The sequence below is a fragment of the Stappia albiluteola genome, assembly GCF_014050225.1.
GTDB lineage: Bacteria > Pseudomonadota > Alphaproteobacteria > Rhizobiales > Stappiaceae > Hongsoonwoonella > Hongsoonwoonella albiluteola.
In genome coordinates, this window is sequence record NZ_JACFXV010000044.1 from 73908 (window position 1) to 88164 (window position 14257).

General features: G+C 62.8%; 15 protein-coding genes. 6 read left to right on the forward strand and 9 right to left on the reverse strand.

Going from position 1 to position 14257, the window contains the following annotated elements; all coding sequences use genetic code 11:
* Positions 1-3: 3 nt before the first annotated feature.
* From H2509_RS07660 to H2509_RS07670, 3 genes are all read right to left on the reverse strand, one after another.
* Positions 4-927 (reverse strand): hypothetical protein, encoded by a 924-nt coding sequence (locus tag H2509_RS07660; RefSeq protein WP_182163983.1) that lies wholly within the window; start codon positions 925-927, stop codon positions 4-6.
* Positions 928-1408: 481 nt separating this feature from the next.
* Positions 1409-2140, reverse strand: coding sequence for a type IV pili methyl-accepting chemotaxis transducer N-terminal domain-containing protein (locus tag H2509_RS07665; RefSeq protein ID WP_182163985.1), 732 nt, complete (start codon positions 2138-2140; stop codon positions 1409-1411).
* Positions 2141-2275: 135 nt separating this feature from the next.
* Complete coding sequence (locus tag H2509_RS07670; protein ID WP_182163987.1) at positions 2276-2647, reverse strand: group I truncated hemoglobin; 372 nt, start codon at positions 2645-2647, stop codon at positions 2276-2278.
* A gap of 441 nt (positions 2648-3088) precedes the next feature.
* Between H2509_RS07670 and ugpB the strand changes: the two genes are divergently transcribed.
* The 6 genes from ugpB (at position 3089) to H2509_RS07705 (ending at position 8461) form a co-directional block, all read left to right on the forward strand.
* On the forward strand, positions 3089-4405 hold the full coding sequence (gene ugpB, locus H2509_RS07675) for a sn-glycerol-3-phosphate ABC transporter substrate-binding protein UgpB (protein ID WP_182163989.1): 1317 nt from the start codon (positions 3089-3091) through the stop codon (positions 4403-4405).
* A 221-nt stretch (positions 4406-4626) separates the two neighbouring features.
* On the forward strand, positions 4627-5511 hold the full coding sequence (gene ugpA / locus H2509_RS07680) for a sn-glycerol-3-phosphate ABC transporter permease UgpA (RefSeq protein WP_182163991.1): 885 nt from the start codon (positions 4627-4629) through the stop codon (positions 5509-5511).
* 9 nt (positions 5512-5520) lie between these two features.
* The gene (gene ugpE, locus H2509_RS07685; protein WP_182163993.1) at positions 5521-6369 is read left to right on the forward strand and encodes a sn-glycerol-3-phosphate ABC transporter permease UgpE; all 849 of its coding nucleotides are present in this window, start codon (positions 5521-5523) and stop codon (positions 6367-6369) included.
* 6 nt (positions 6370-6375) lie between these two features.
* Positions 6376-7458, forward strand: a complete 1083-nt coding sequence (locus H2509_RS07690) for a sn-glycerol-3-phosphate import ATP-binding protein UgpC (RefSeq protein WP_182163995.1) — start codon at positions 6376-6378, stop codon at positions 7456-7458.
* 277 nt (positions 7459-7735) lie between these two features.
* The gene (locus H2509_RS07700) at positions 7736-8167 is read left to right on the forward strand and encodes an Hsp20 family protein (protein ID WP_182163999.1); all 432 of its coding nucleotides are present in this window, start codon (positions 7736-7738) and stop codon (positions 8165-8167) included.
* A 36-nt stretch (positions 8168-8203) separates the two neighbouring features.
* On the forward strand, positions 8204-8461 hold the full coding sequence (locus tag H2509_RS07705) for a BQ00720 family protein (RefSeq protein WP_182164001.1): 258 nt from the start codon (positions 8204-8206) through the stop codon (positions 8459-8461).
* Positions 8462-8558: 97 nt separating this feature from the next.
* On the opposite strand, the gene ptsN is transcribed toward H2509_RS07705, so the two are convergent.
* The 6 genes from ptsN to lptC form a co-directional block, all read right to left on the reverse strand.
* Entirely contained in the window at positions 8559-9026 is a 468-nt protein-coding gene (ptsN, locus tag H2509_RS07710) for a PTS IIA-like nitrogen regulatory protein PtsN (protein WP_182164003.1), read from the reverse strand.
* Between the two features lie 188 nt (positions 9027-9214).
* Positions 9215-9799 carry a ribosome hibernation-promoting factor, HPF/YfiA family gene (hpf, locus tag H2509_RS07715; protein ID WP_182164005.1) on the reverse strand — a complete coding sequence of 195 codons (585 nt, stop codon included), beginning with the start codon at positions 9797-9799 and terminating at the stop codon, positions 9215-9217.
* Positions 9800-10456: 657 nt separating this feature from the next.
* Positions 10457-11992: an RNA polymerase factor sigma-54 gene (rpoN, locus tag H2509_RS07720; RefSeq protein ID WP_182164007.1), complete on the reverse strand. Its 1536-nt coding sequence runs from the start codon at positions 11990-11992 to the stop codon at positions 10457-10459.
* 112 nt (positions 11993-12104) lie between these two features.
* The gene (gene lptB / locus H2509_RS07725) at positions 12105-12842 is read right to left on the reverse strand and encodes an LPS export ABC transporter ATP-binding protein (protein WP_182164125.1); all 738 of its coding nucleotides are present in this window, start codon (positions 12840-12842) and stop codon (positions 12105-12107) included.
* Positions 12843-13008: 166 nt separating this feature from the next.
* Entirely contained in the window at positions 13009-13566 is a 558-nt protein-coding gene (locus tag H2509_RS07730) for an LptA/OstA family protein (RefSeq protein WP_182164009.1), read from the reverse strand.
* A complete protein-coding gene (lptC, locus tag H2509_RS07735) occupies positions 13563-14249 on the reverse strand; it encodes an LPS export ABC transporter periplasmic protein LptC (RefSeq protein ID WP_209001863.1) in 687 nt (228 codons plus the stop codon). Before lptC ends, H2509_RS07730 begins: the two co-directional genes overlap by 4 nt.
* Between the last annotated feature and the right edge of the window lie 8 nt (positions 14250-14257).

The window sequence follows — 14257 nt, forward strand, 5'->3', positions numbered from 1 at the left end:
GGTCTATCGGGTTGCCGCGATAGCGGCCAGCTGCGCGCGCGCATGGGCGATGGCGTTTTGCGTGTCCGCCGGTGTCTTGCCCGCCTGGGGCGGGGAGGGTTCGAGCGGGTCGCGATTGCCGAGCGCAACGCTGAGCGAATAGACGTCGGCGAGCGCGAATTGCGTGGCGAGAAGCACGTCCGCCGGCTTGACGGGCTGGCCTGCCGCCGGCACGGGCGGCGTCGCGACGCCCTGCGGCAGCGCGAGGTCCGGACGTTCGGCCGAAATGCGCTCGAGATCGGCGATGAAGGAAATGGCCTCCGCGAGGGCGTCTTTCGGCTGTGCGCTGGTCACCGTGGGGGCGTCGACATCCGTCGTCGCGCCGCGCAGCTTCGCCACTTTCGCCAGCTGGGCATCGAGACCGAGGGCTGCGCGGTAGACGTCGTTGGGAAGGACCGGCGGGACGCCGAGATGTTCCAGGGACGCATTGATGGCCCGAAGGCGGGCAAGCACATCGTGCGGCCCGCGCCCGTCCTCCCGCGCCGGCAGGGCGGTATCGAAGGTCACGCTGTAAACGGGAGCAAGCTCCGCGAGATCACGCGTGGCGGCTTCCAGCACGTCGACGACATGGCCCGGCGTCGCCTGCTCGGGCGGAAGGTCGGGAGCCGGGTTTTCCGGCAGTCCGTTAAGGGACCGCAGGGTCTGCACCCGCTCGAAGACATCGACCGCGAGCCTGAGCACATGACGGGGCTTGCTGGCGACGGGTTCCGGATCCGCCGCCAGCTTCTCCGGCAGCAGATCCTCGGCGAGAAGGGACGCGACCATGGTCTTGAGACGGGTCGCGCGCTGGTAGGCGTCGGCGGGAGTGTAGTCGGCGGCAAGTGCGAAGGTGGCCGTGCCAACGAACACCAAGGCAGCCAGGAAGGGCTGGAGACAGGGGGCGCGCATACGAACCTCTTTTGGGCTGTCGCCTGCATGGCGTCTGCGAATATCCCTGCAATCAAGCGTTGCTGCCGTGTATGAGTAGTTAACGCAATGGAGATTTTCCGGAATTTTAAAATGTTCAGCATTTATACGTATTTGCTGACTTCCAGAAGAATCTGACGCAAGGCAATATCAATCTAAAGTTGAATTTCAATTCCGTCGTCGCAGGGGAACCGCGGCTTTCCAGGCGCCAATTGCATCCCGCGCGCAAGCCTCTTCGCTGCCGCATCACGTCGCGACGTTGCGGAGAAGCCAGCCGACGATCCGGTTGATGAGACGATGCAGCAATGTGCCGGCCAGGCCGCATGGCGGGATGAAGGTGAGGTCGCGTTCTCCTGCCAACGATTCGGGCGAAACGGCAATCGCTCGACGAGGCATTATCCCATGGCAGCGGCAAAGAGATGTGCGGCGATGACCGCGGCGGCGCACGCCACGGTCTGCGGCATCAGGCGACCTTTGTGGAAATATTGCGCACGATCAGCTTCGATGACTCGCCGATCTCGTCCGAGATCTTTTTCAGCTCATCCGTCAGGGCGCCGAACTCCCGTCCGTAGTCGCCGGCCCGGATGGAGGAGATCTTCGCGTTGAAGGCGACAAGGCGAGACATGTGCGCCGATTTCTGGATCTGGCCCAGGGCGGACAGGACAGCGGCAGTTTCCGCCGCGCGCCGTTCGTCGCTGCGCTTGTTGAAGTCCAGGAAGTCGCCCTCGAGCGCGGCGACGACCGATTGCAGGACCTTCAGCAGGTCCGACTTGATGAAATCGACGAAACGCAGAAATTCGGCGAGGTCATATGCACCTCCACCCGTTATCAGGCGGCCGTAATGACAGCAGCGTTCGCAGAAATGTTCGATTGTTTGATTGCCGCGCGCCGTTCCGAAAAGCAGGTCGCGCACCTTTCCGGAAAAGAGTTTCGGGATGCCGGTTTCGCGGTTTCCCTCCACCAGGGTGCGGTGAGCGGCGCGGAAATCGTCCGCCGTCTTGCCGAACGCCTCGATATCATCATCGGAGGGCGGCATGCCGGCCTGTTGCAGGGCGTGGAATTGCAGCAGGAACAGGCCCGCGCGCTGCGACAGCATGCGCTGGCGGCCGGCCAGGTTGATGAGAGAGGCGAAGACCGGGGCGCTGAGCGCGGCATCTTCGGGCAGTCCGGTGTCCTTGGCGTGTATCGTGTTCATGCGAAGTTCGATCCCGGCAAAGTCGCCTGAACTGCTATGGAACGTCCCGCATGACGGCTTCCTCCTGCGGGCCCGGCGAAAGCGAACGCGCCGCGGCGGGGAGCATATCGATCCCCCCGCCGCGACAGGTTTGTCTTACTCGGCCGCGACCGCAGGGCGGTTCAGCACATCGTTGCGGGTCGTTTCAACCACTGCGAGAATTTCGGCGATGATGGAATCCGACACCGAAAGCTCGGCCAGCGTGGACTGAAGGTGTTCTGCAACCTTGTTGAAGTGCTCGTCGGTAAGGTTGAGATCCTTGTGCGAGCTGCGAAGATCCCTGCCGCTATAGGTGCTTTCGCCACCAAGAGCGTAGTACAGGAACGTACGCATCTTCATTTTTTGTTTCTGGACGTCCATGTTGTCAAAGAAATGACTCAGGCTATTATCATCAAGTATTTTCTTGTAGAAAATTTCTACAGCGGCATTTACGGGTTCTTTTCCGCCGATTGCTTCATAAAGCGACATCAACGCACCTTTCTGTTTCAAACGTTGTGAACAATGGATAATGCGGACAGTTAAGGAATCGCTATGGTAAAAAGCCGCAGTCTGTTCGGATGCGGGGAATGCTGGCGCGACGCCGTCTGCGGATTTCCTCTCTTTCGCACTGCAACATATTGGCAACGCGGCGTCACTTTTGTGCGCAATGGTTGTGTTACTAACTGACCGGCAAGAAACCGAAAATTTTTCTCGAAGACGCGGGACCGGCGGCCGGCGCAAGCGCCGGCGCGGGACCGGCCTTTCGATCTTTTGTCACTGAATGTTCATTTGAACGCCATCGTACTTTCATCTGAAAACCGTTTGGTGCTATTCAAGATCATTCACCAAGCTCGGCCGATCGGGCGAGGAGACGGCAATCCGCCGGTTTGATCGAGGGCCTGTTGAATCCGTTTAATCAGGGAGGTTGAGATGTCTTATCGCACAGCGATCAGAAGCCTGTTCGCCGCTACGGCGCTGGCAAGCATGTCCACGGCGTCCTTCGCCGCGACCGAAATCGAGTGGTGGCACGCCATGGGCGGCGAGCTTGGCCAGAAGGTCGAGGAAATCGCCGCGAACTTCAACAAGTCGCAGTCGGACTATGTGGTGAAGGCCGTCTACAAGGGTGACTACACCCAGACGATGACGGCGGCGATCGCCGCGTTCCGCGCCAAGCAGCAGCCGCATATCGTGCAGGTCTTCGAGGTCGGAACCGCCACGATGATGGCCGCCAAAGGCGCCGTCTATCCGGTCTACCAGCTGATGCAGGATGCCGGCGAGCCGTTCGACCAGTCGGGCTTCCTCCAGCCGGTGATCGGCTACTACACCGACGCGGACGGTCACATGCTGTCCATGCCGTTCAATTCCTCGACGCCGGTGCTCTACTACAACCAGGACCTCTTCGAGAAGGCCGGCATCGCCGAAGCGCCGAAGACCTGGCCGGAGATGGGCGAGGCTGCCAAGAAGCTCCAGGCGGCCGGCGTCACCTGCGGCTTCACTACCGGCTGGCAGTCCTGGATCCAGCTCGAGAACTTCTCGGCCTGGCACAACGTTCCCTTCGCCACCAAGGCGAACGGCTTCGGCGGCCTCGACACCGAACTCGTCTTCAATTCGCCGCTGCATGTGAAGCATATCGGCCAGTTCGGCGACTGGCAGAAGACCAAGGCCTTCGACTACGGCGGGCGCCGGTCGGATTCCGCGCCGAAGTTCTATTCGGGCGAATGCGCCATGTACATGAACTCCTCGGCGGGCCGCGCGGGCGTGATCGCCAACATGAAGGACGTCAAGGTGGGCGTCGCCCAGCTGCCGTACTGGCCGGACGTGGCCGGCGCGCCGCAGAACTCCATCATCGGCGGCGCGACGCTGTGGGTGCTGCAGGGGCATGAAAGCGAAGAGTACAAGGGTGTGGCGAAGTTCTTCACCTATCTCTCTTCCGCCGAAGTGCAGGCCGACTGGCACCAGTTCACCGGCTACCTGCCGATCACCACGGCCGCCTACGAGCTGACCAAGAGCCAGGGCTACTACGACAAGAACCCGGGCGCGGATGTCGGCATCAAGCAGATGACCGGCAAGGCCCCGACCGAAAACTCCAAGGGCCTGCGTCTCGGTAACTTCACCCAGATCCGCGACATCATCAACGAAGAGCTGGAACTGGTCTGGTCGGGCGAGAAGACCGCCGAGCAGGCGCTTAACACGGCTGTCGAACGCGGCAACAAGCTGCTGCGCGATTTCGAAAAGGCCAACAACTGACGCCGGACTGCGAGTGACGGCGAACTCCCTAGCGTGAGGTGCGGGGGGAACCGGCAGGGGGCGCATGGTCGCCTGCCGCCGGTTCCTTCTCTCCTCGCAGCGCCGTCATCTCCCGAGGCCGCCCCGCGCGCTGACAGCGCGGGGCGGTTCGGCCAGCCGGCAAACCACAAGAAAAAACGACCCGCCGAAAGGCGGGCAGGTCACGTGAAAGCGGCGGTTCAATGCAAACCAAGCGCATAACGTTCAAGGCCAAGGGGCTGCCCTATCTGCTGGTCGCGCCGCAGCTTGCGGTGACGCTTGTCTTCTTCATCTGGCCGGCCAGCCAGGCGCTCTACCAGTCGGTGCTGCAGCAGGATGCCTTCGGCCTGAGGACGGAATTCGTCGGGCTGGCGAATTTCGAGAACCTGTTCGCCGACCCCCTGTATCTTGCATCGTTCAAGGTAACGATGGTTTTCAGCTTCGGCACCACGTTCCTGTCCATGGGCGTCGCGCTGATGCTGGCGGTGATGGCCGACCGCGTCATCAAGGGGGCCACGGGCTACAAGACCTTCCTTATCTGGCCCTATGCGGTCGCCCCCGCGGTGGCGGGCGTGCTGTGGTGGTTCATGTTCAATCCGACGATCGGCGTCGCGGCCTATGCCATCCGCCAGATGGGATATGACTGGAACCACACGATCGACGGCAACGACGCGCTCATCCTGATCATCATCGCGGCCGCCTGGAAGCAGATCTCCTACAATTTCCTGTTCTTCCTGGCCGGTCTGCAGTCCATTCCCCGCTCGCTGATCGAGGCGGCCGCCATCGACGGGGCGAGCCCGTTCAAGCGTTTCTGGACGATCGTGTTTCCGCTGCTGTCGCCGACCAGCTTCTTCCTGCTGGTGGTGAACATGGTCTACGCCTTCTTCGATACGTTCAGCGTCGTACATGCGACGACCGCAGGCGGCCCCGGGCAATCGACCTCGATCCTCGTCTACAAGGTCTGGCGCGACGCCTTCGAAAGCCTGGATCTGGGCGGTTCGGCGGCGCAGTCGGTGATCCTGATGCTGATCGTGATCGCACTGACCGTGATCCAGTTCCGCTACATAGAGCGCAAAGTCGAATACTGAGGCAGGATAATGGTAGAAAACCGCCCCTGGCTGACGTTCTTCAGCCATTTCATCCTGCTCGCCGGCGTGGTGATCGTGCTGTTTCCGGTGTGGGTCGCCTTCGTCGCCTCGACCCACGACCCGAGGGACATGCTGTCCGGCGTCGTGCCGCTATGGCCCGGCGACCGCTTCATCCAGAACTATTACGAGATCTTCGTGGAAGGTATGGCCAAGGCCGGCGCGCCGCCGATCGGCCTGTTGATGATGAACAGCCTCATCATGGCGCTGGCGATTGCCATCGGAAAGATCGCGATCTCCATCATCTCGGCGTTCGCGATCGTCTATTTCCGCTTTCCGCTGCGCGTGCTGTTCTTCTGGCTGATCTTCATCACATTGATGCTGCCGGTGGAAGTGCGCATCCTGCCGACCTTCGAGGTGACGGCGGGGCTCGGCCTGCTCAACAGCTATACCGGCCTGACCCTGCCGCTGATCGCGAGCGCGACGGCAACGTTCCTGTTCCGCCAGTTCTACATGACGATCCCGGAGGAATTGTCGGAAGCCGCGCGCATCGACGGCGCCGGCCCGATGAAATTCTTCCGCGACATCCTGCTGCCGCTGTCGCGCACCAATATCGCCGGGCTGTTCGTCATCCTCTTCATCTATGGCTGGAACCAGTATCTCTGGCCCCTGCTGGTGACGACGGACGAAGGCTACTACACGATCGTCATCAGCATTCAGCGCATGGTGAGCGTGCCCGATTCCGAGCCTCTGTGGCACGTGATCATGGCAACCGTGATCCTGGCGATGATCCCGCCGGTGCTCGTGGTGGTGTTCATGCAGCGCCTGTTCATCAAGGGCCTCGTTGAGACGGAGAAATAAGAAGACATGGCAACCATCCTTCTCGATCAGGTCCGCAAGGTCTATGCGGGCAACGTGGAAGCGGTCAAAGGCGTGTCAATCGACATCGCCGATGGCGAGTTCATCGTGCTCGTCGGTCCTTCGGGCTGCGGCAAATCCACGCTTCTGCGGATGATCGCCGGCCTTGAGGAAATCTCGGGCGGCGAAATCCACATCGGCGATCGCGTCGTCAACAACGTGGAGCCGGCCGACCGCGACATCGCGATGGTGTTCCAGAACTACGCGCTCTATCCGCACATGTCGGTCTACGACAATCTCGCCTACGGCCTGCGCAATCGCGGCGTGGCGAAGGGGGAGATCGACAGCCGCGTGAAGGAAGCCGCGCGCATCCTGGAGATCGGCACGTTCCTCGACCGCAAGCCGCGCCAGCTTTCCGGCGGCCAGCGCCAGCGCGTCGCCATGGGCCGCGCCATCGTCCGCCAGCCCGCAGCCTTCCTCTTCGACGAGCCGCTGTCCAACCTCGACGCCAAGCTGCGCGTGCAGATGCGCATCGAGATCAAGCGGCTGCAAAAGGCGCTCGGCACCACGAGCGTCTATGTGACCCACGACCAGTTGGAAGCGATGACGCTCGCCAACCGCCTCGTGGTGCTGAACCACGGCCGCATCGAGCAGATCGGCACGCCGCTGGACGTCTACGAAGCGCCGGCGACGACTTTCGTGGCCGGTTTCATCGGTTCGCCGGCGATGAACCTCATTCCCGTCAAGGCGAAGGAGGGCGGGCTCGCGCTCGAGACCGGCGAAGGCCTCCTTGCACCCAACGGCCACGGCGTCGCGCAGGCGATCCTGGGTGTGCGCCCGGAGGATCTGGTGCTTGCGACCGACGGCGTCGCGGCGCCAGGCGGGCTGTCGCTGGAGATGACGGTGATCGCCGTCGAGCCGGTCGGCGCGGAGAGCTACGTTCACGGCACGGTCGAGGGGCTGAAGGACGACATCGTCATGCGTGCCGGCCCGAAGACGGACTATGCGCCGGGCTCCAGGCTGAAGCTCACCGCGGTACCCGAGAAGCTCCATATCTTCGACGCGCAGACCGGCGCGAGGCTCAACGCCTGAGGGACGGCGAGGGAGCGGAGAATATGATGGCGGCGCGGGCGGCTACCTGCGCCGCCATTTTGCATTTCGGCGATCGGCAGGTCCTGCCTGCGATTGCCGGCGTTCTTGAAACTCCTGCTGCAAGCCGCCATATCTTGTTCAACGGGGTCGAGTACCCCAGCCGGATGCCGCTGAAGGGTCCGGGTGTATGAGTAGGCCGCTTTCCCAAGGGAGGCGGCCAGCGGGTTCGGTGACGGATCCCTTTGAATACGGGCCGCTTTTGAAAAGGGCTAACGACATGACGCGTGTATCGGCGTTTTCCAGTCCGCTCCTGCTTGGATTCGATGACATCGAGCGGGTGCTGGACCGGGTCAGCAAGGCAGCCAACGACGGCTACCCGCCGTATAATATCGAAAGGCTGCCGAAGAGCGACAAGCATGGCGATGTCATCCGCATCACCCTTGCCGTCGCAGGCTTCACCCGCGACCAGCTGGACGTCTCCGTCGAGGAAAGCCAGCTCTTCATCCGCGGGCGCCAGGAAGAGGAAGACAAATCCCGCCACTTCCTGCATCGCGGTATCGCAGCACGGCAATTCCAGCGCGCCTTTGTCCTGGCCGAGGGTATCGAGATCCTCGGGGCCGAACTCAAGGATGGACTCCTGTCGATCGATCTTTTCCGCCCCGAACCGGAGCGGATCGTACGCCGGATCGAGATCACGTCGCGAGACTGAGCCGCGGACGTCCGACTTCACGACAGGAGTAACGCGATGACCGAACATGGAACCAAACCGATCATGGCGCCCGAGGCGTTCCAGACGCTTGGTGCCGGCCACATCGCCTATGTCAAGGCGATGGCCTCGGAAGATGTGAACGAGCTGTTCCCGAATACGCCGAAGCTGCGCAAAGGCATGAAGCTTTGGGTGCTGCTCAACGCGGACGGCACGCCGATCATGCTGGCGGACAGCCGCGAGGCGGCAGTGGCCAACGCGGCGGAGAACGAGTTGCAGACGGTGAGCCTGCACTGAATTTCCCGCCGCAAGACCGTTTGCGCCAATGAAAAAAGGGAAGGCACCGTCCACAGCCTTCCCTTTTCTTTTGTCCGGGTTCCCTGCGGCCGGGGCGTCAGGCCGCGTTCGAGGACGGGCCAGGCTGCATCAGGATGGTGTAGAGCGCTTCCGGATCGGCGGTGGCGCGCAACTTCGCGGCGACGCTCGGATCGCGCAGCAGGCGGGCGATCCGCGCCAGCGCCTTCAGATGGTCCGCCCCGGCCCCTTCGGGAGCGAGAAGGATGAAGATCAGGTCCACGGGCTGATCATCCAGCGCGTCGAACTCTATCGGTTTGTCGAGGCGGGCAAACAGGCCGACAAGCTTGTCGAGCGCCACGAGCTTGCCGTGCGGAATGGCGATGCCATTGCCCACGCCGGTGGAGCCCAACCGCTCCCGCTGCAGCAGCGTGTCGAAGATGTCGCGCTGCGGAAGCCCGGTCACCGCGGCGGCCTTGGCCGCCAGTTCCTGGATCGCCTGCTTCTTGCTGGTCGCTTTCAGCGCAGGCACCACGGCTTGCGGTGAGATCAGATCGCTCAGATCCATCAGTCAAACTCTGCTTTCGATTTCAGCGCCATGTTTCGACCCGGACTTGCCGATTCCAACAAGATCACCGCGCGGGAGCCGATCTTCAGTTCCCGCTTCAATGGCGCAGTATCATAAATGATTCTGCCGGTATCCCGAAAAGCGGCAGCGGACGCAGGTTTTTCAAACCTTCCGCTGCGGCAAATTCCTTATTTTGCCTCACCGTTCTTGGCCAGTTCCGGATCTATCCAGCCAACATTACCATCGCTTCGGCGATAAACGACATTGATCGCCCCGTTGCCGGCGTTGCGGAAGACGACGACAGGCGCTTCCGCGAGGTCGAGTTCCATCACCGCCATGCCGACCGTCAGGGTCCTGACCTTGGCCGAGGTCTCCGCCACCACCACGGGCGTGAAATCGGCAGGCACTTCCTCCTCGCCCTCCGTGGATGCGAGAATGTAGGAGGCGGCCTCGATGGTGTCGCGGCCGTTCAGGGCCGTCTTGTGATCCTTCAGCTTGCGCTTGTAGCGGCGCAGGCGTTTTTCGATCCTGTCGGCCGCCGCATCGAAGCTCGGCCGCGGTTCGTGGCTGTCGGCCGATACCTGCAGGACGATGCCGGTGTCGAGATGCAGGGCGCATTCGGTGCGGAAGCCCGACCCTTCGCGCCCGATCGTCACATGGCCGGTATAACCGCCGTCGAAATATTTCGATAGCGCTTCGTCGACCCGGTCGACGATATGGCTGCGCAGTGCGTCGCCCACGTCAACGTTCTTCCCCGAAACCCGCAGCGTCATGGGAGCCTCATCTTCTTTTCGCAGACCCGGGCCATGAAATCAGGCCCCCTTTGGTCCAAGCCGCCCTGTAAAGCCCATTGCGACGGACCGCCGGGGTCCGATTGCAACGAACTCAAAATGATGAACCACAACCGATGGCTGGTCCCGTGGATCATTTGCACCGGGCAGGGCAACCCGAAGGGCACCTGCCAAATCGCTTATCATCCACGCCCGGTCGTCGGTCGCGTTTCAAGCCGAGTGTCCGCCCCATGCCCTGCCGCAGCCCTCGGGGCCGGTCTCCGCCGGCTGCGGGCGGTGCTATAAGGGGCCCCGTATGCGAAGTCAATCAAGGTCGGTATTTCGCCTGAATGCCGTCTCCTCCCGTCTGGTGTGTCCGGAATGTCGGGATTATCCGCAAGCTTTTGAACCATCTGCTATTTTGCTGCCCGAATATTCTTTCCCGCAATCACGGCGGCCCACGCGCCGTTGCCGCTGGCCCAACCGTCCCCGGATCATGCCGCTTCGGACCATCCGTTCAATCCGTTCCGCGTTTCGCCCGAAGCCCGGATGGTCGCCACAAGCGATTTCCGCACGATTCAACATAGGGCGCAACCGCTCGTCTGTCACAATGCGAAGGACGAAAGAAGGGCTGGATCGCGGCTGTAGGATGGGGGGCGGTCAGGAGCGTGCCGCCTGGGCGCGCTTTTCGCGCCGCCGCTGCACCGAAGAAGAGATCCGCATGGATTCCCTGTATTTCGCGACCGTGCGCCGGGCGATGTCGATACCTTCGCCCTTCAGCTCCTTGACGATCGTATCGTCGGAGAGGATGTCGTCCGGGCTCTCGGCATCGATCATCTGCCTGATGCGATGGCGGACTGCTTCAGCCGAATGAGCCTCGCCGCCTTCGGCCGAGGAAATGGCGGCGGTAAAGAAGTATTTCAGCTCGAAGATGCCGCGTGGCGTCGCCATGTACTTGTTCGAGGTGACGCGGCTGATGGTGGACTCGTGCATGCCGATCGCATCCGCGATGGTCCGCAGGTTGAGCGGCCGGAGATATTGAATGCCGTGGGTCAGGAAGGCATCCTGCTGGCGCACGATCTCGGAGGAAACCTTGAGGATGGTGCGCGCCCGCTGGTCGAGGCTCTTGACCAGCCAGTTCGCGGTCTGGAGGCAGTCGGTCAGGTAGGCCTTTTCGGTCTCGTTCCTGGTAGTCCTGGAGACGCGCGCGTAATAGCCCTGGTTGATGAGCACCTTGGGCAGGGTGTCGCTGTTGAGCTCGATCGCCCAGCCGCCGTCCGCCGCCCTCTGCACGAAGACATCCGGCACCACCGGCTGGATCGTCTCGCTGCCGAAGCGGCTGCCGGGCTTCGGGTCGAGCGCCTTCAGCTCGGCGACCATGTCGGCCAGGTCCTCGTCGTCGATGCCGCACAGGCGGCGCAGCGCCGCATAGTCGTGACGCGCGAGAAGCTCCATGTTCTCAAGCAGGGCCGCCATGGCGGGGTCGAGGCGATTCTTCTCGCGCAGCTGCAGCGCCAGGCATTCCTTCAGCGACGTGGCGAAGACCCCGGTCGGCTCGAAGGTCTGCAGGATCGCGAGGACGGCGTCGAGGCGATGCCGGCTGACGCCGAGCCGTTCGGCGATTTCGTCGAGATCCGCCCGCAGGTAGCCGGTGGCATCCAGGCTGTCGATGAGATGCTGCCCGATGACCCGGTCGACCGGATCGTGCACCGCGAGGGCCAATTGTTCGGCCAGATGCTCAAACAGGGTCTCCTGCGAGGCGACGAAGGCTTCCAGATTATAGTCTTCGCCCGCGATGCCGCCTCCGCCGCTGCCGCCCGACTGCCAGCTGTCGGTCCTCAGCGAGGCGGGATCGGGTTCCGTCCTGCTTGCCGCCTCGTCGGGAAAGACATTGCCGAGATCGGTATCCATCCGCGCGGCGATATCCTCGGCGCGAACCTCCAGAGAGCTCTGCATCCAGTCGTTGTCGTCGACGGCGTCCTTGCCGCCTTCGTCGTCATGCCCGGCTTGTGCGTCCTCCGCGACCGGGGCTTCCGGATCGGAACGCTCCAGCAGGGGATTGCGCTCCAGCTCGGTCTCCACATAGCTCGTGAGGTCAAGGTTCGACATCTGCAGCAGCTTGATGGCCTGCATCAGCTGCGGCGTCATGACGAGCGATTGACTTTGCCTGACCTCGAGCTTGGGTGAGAGTGCCATTCGCTTCCCTGGGATCGGTCGGCCGACCGGTTATCTGGCTGCCGGCTCTTTTTTTGGCCGATTGGTCCAGTTCTTGCAAGGATTCTTGCGGGGATGGCAATGGCAAAATGGATCAGAGGGTAAACTGCTCGCCAAGGTAGAGGCGGCGCACGTCCGGATTGGCGACGATCTCGTAAGGGCTGCCCTCGGTCAAAACCTCGCCGGCGGCAATGATATAGGCCCGGTCGATCAGCCCCAGGGTCTCGCGCACGTTGTGGTCGGTGATGAGAACGCCGATGCCGCGCTGGGTCAGGTGGCGCACGAGTTGCTGGATATCGCCGACCGCGATCGGGTCGATGCCGGCGAAAGGCTCGTCGAGCAGCATGAAGGAAGGCCGGCTTGCCAGTGCCCTGGCAATTTCCACGCGCCGCCGCTCGCCGCCCGAAAGCGCGATCGCCGGCGACTTGCGAAGATGCGTGACGCCGAATTCCTCCAGCAGCGCATCCAGCTCCTCGTCGCGGCGCTTGCGGTTCGGTTCCACCACTTCGAGCACGGCGCGGATATTCTCCTCCACCGTCAGTCCGCGGAAGATGGACGCTTCCTGCGGCAGATAGCCGATGCCGAGCCGGGCGCGGCGATACATCGGCAGCCGCGTCATGTCGAAACCGTCGAGGCGGATCGACCCCTGATCCGGCTGGATGAGCCCGGTGATCATGTAGAAGCAGGTGGTCTTGCCGGCGCCGTTCGGCCCCAGCAGGCCGACGGCCTCTCCGCGCTGGACATAGAGGCTGACGTGGCGCACGACCTGGCGCCTGCGATAGCTCTTGGCGATACCCTCCACGACCAGGTAGCCGTCCTCGTCCGTCACCATATCCTCATGATGGTGACGCCGGCCGTTCGACTTGCTGCGGGAGAGAGCTGATAGGATCTTCAAGGAGCTTCCGTAACCGTTGATGGGGCGCACATTATTCCGGTTCCGAGCTGTTTAGCGCGCCAGCCGGTTGCCTGTCGAGCGTTCCCGCGTCGCCAATGCCGTGTCAGTTGGACGGCCTGGCGCCGCCGGAGCTGTTCGGCTGGATCAGGACCTTCACCCGGCCGCTCTTCGGCGCCTCGAGGTCGGCCTGCCCGGTCTTCAGGTTCACCGTCAGGCGATTGCCGACGACGACGTTGGGGCCCTGCGACAGGACCACCTCCTTGCCCGTCATCACCATGACCTGGCTGTTCATGTCGAAGGTCGCCTCCTCGCCCGTGGCCGTCTGGTCCTTCGAGGCGATATAGACGCGTCCGCTGGCTTCAAGCTTCGAGATGCGCTGCTGCACGGCGCCGGCGGCCGAGCCGTCGTAATAGACAACGAGGCGCTGCGTCTTCAGGATCGCGTCGCCCTGCGTCACCAGCACGTCGCCGCTGAAGACGGCGCTCTGCGACTTGTCCTGGACTTTCAGCTCCTTGGCCTCGATCTGGATCGGTTCGCGGTCGTTCGAGCCGAAGCCGGCAAAGGCATCCGAAAAGGTCTGTGCCGAAGCGGGCGCAAGACCCATGCCTAGGATCGCTATCACTGCGAGAATGCGGGTGACGATGCCGGTCGTCCTGCTCATTTCCTGGTCTCCTGTGACGATGGCCGCAGGCTCATCGAAATTCCGTCGGTGAACGAAAGCGTTCCCTCATCCTGATTGAAGCGCATCCGGGCGGCGCGCAGTGTACCATGCGGCGTCGCGATGGACACCGCGTCGTCGGTCTCGATCCGCCCGCCCTTCAGGTCGATGTCGAGCCTGTCGAACCGCGCCGTGTGGCCCTGGCTGGTGGAAACGTCGATGCCGCCCCTCAGTTCCAGAGTTTCCTGCTGGCTTTGATAGGTGCCGGCCACAGCCTTGATCGCCACCTTTTGCTCGGCGTCGAGCTGCAGTTCCGCGACGATGTTTTCCAGATCTATGATGCGGGGATCCGATATGCGCTGTATGGCGCGCGTGGCCGCCACCCGGTACGAACGCTCGCCGTCGTGGCCGGAGAGTTCCGGCCGGTCCATGACAAGGCCGTCGGCCGTCAGGCTGACGGCGCCGAGCCCGAGGCCGGAAAGGTAGCTGGATACCGCGATGGCAATCCCCATGCCGGCGAGGATCACCATGCCGATCGCCGGAATCGCGAATTTGAGCAAGCGGACGAAACGGCTGTGGCGCACGGCCTGGCGGCGCGCGCGGGCGCGCCTGCGGTCATCCTCCGCGGACCAGTCCGACCCGTAGGGATCGGCAAGGTATGGATCTGTGAGGATGCGTTCGTCCATCATCCGTT

What these genes read in the sequence shown, in the direction of transcription:
- ugpB (WP_182163989.1), top strand. Translation starts at nt 3,089, where the DNA reads ATGTCTTATCGCACAGCGATCAGAAGCCTGTTCGCCGCTACGGCGCTG.
- ugpA (WP_182163991.1), top strand. Translation starts at nt 4,627, where the DNA reads ATGCAAACCAAGCGCATAACGTTCAAGGCCAAGGGGCTGCCCTATCTG.
- lptB (WP_182164125.1), bottom strand. Translation starts at nt 12,842, where the DNA reads ATGGTGACGGACGAGGACGGCTACCTGGTCGTGGAGGGTATCGCCAAG.
- H2509_RS07705 (WP_182164001.1), top strand. Translation starts at nt 8,204, where the DNA reads ATGACCGAACATGGAACCAAACCGATCATGGCGCCCGAGGCGTTCCAG.
- rpoN (WP_182164007.1), bottom strand. Translation starts at nt 11,992, where the DNA reads ATGGCACTCTCACCCAAGCTCGAGGTCAGGCAAAGTCAATCGCTCGTC.
- H2509_RS07690 (WP_182163995.1), top strand. Translation starts at nt 6,376, where the DNA reads ATGGCAACCATCCTTCTCGATCAGGTCCGCAAGGTCTATGCGGGCAAC.
- H2509_RS07670 (WP_182163987.1), bottom strand. Translation starts at nt 2,647, where the DNA reads ATGTCGCTTTATGAAGCAATCGGCGGAAAAGAACCCGTAAATGCCGCT.
- lptC (WP_209001863.1), bottom strand. Translation starts at nt 14,249, where the DNA reads ATGGACGAACGCATCCTCACAGATCCATACCTTGCCGATCCCTACGGG.
- H2509_RS07700 (WP_182163999.1), top strand. Translation starts at nt 7,736, where the DNA reads ATGACGCGTGTATCGGCGTTTTCCAGTCCGCTCCTGCTTGGATTCGAT.
- hpf (WP_182164005.1), bottom strand. Translation starts at nt 9,799, where the DNA reads ATGACGCTGCGGGTTTCGGGGAAGAACGTTGACGTGGGCGACGCACTG.
- H2509_RS07730 (WP_182164009.1), bottom strand. Translation starts at nt 13,566, where the DNA reads ATGAGCAGGACGACCGGCATCGTCACCCGCATTCTCGCAGTGATAGCG.
- ptsN (WP_182164003.1), bottom strand. Translation starts at nt 9,026, where the DNA reads ATGGATCTGAGCGATCTGATCTCACCGCAAGCCGTGGTGCCTGCGCTG.
- H2509_RS07660 (WP_182163983.1), bottom strand. Translation starts at nt 927, where the DNA reads ATGCGCGCCCCCTGTCTCCAGCCCTTCCTGGCTGCCTTGGTGTTCGTT.
- ugpE (WP_182163993.1), top strand. Translation starts at nt 5,521, where the DNA reads ATGGTAGAAAACCGCCCCTGGCTGACGTTCTTCAGCCATTTCATCCTG.
- H2509_RS07665 (WP_182163985.1), bottom strand. Translation starts at nt 2,140, where the DNA reads ATGAACACGATACACGCCAAGGACACCGGACTGCCCGAAGATGCCGCG.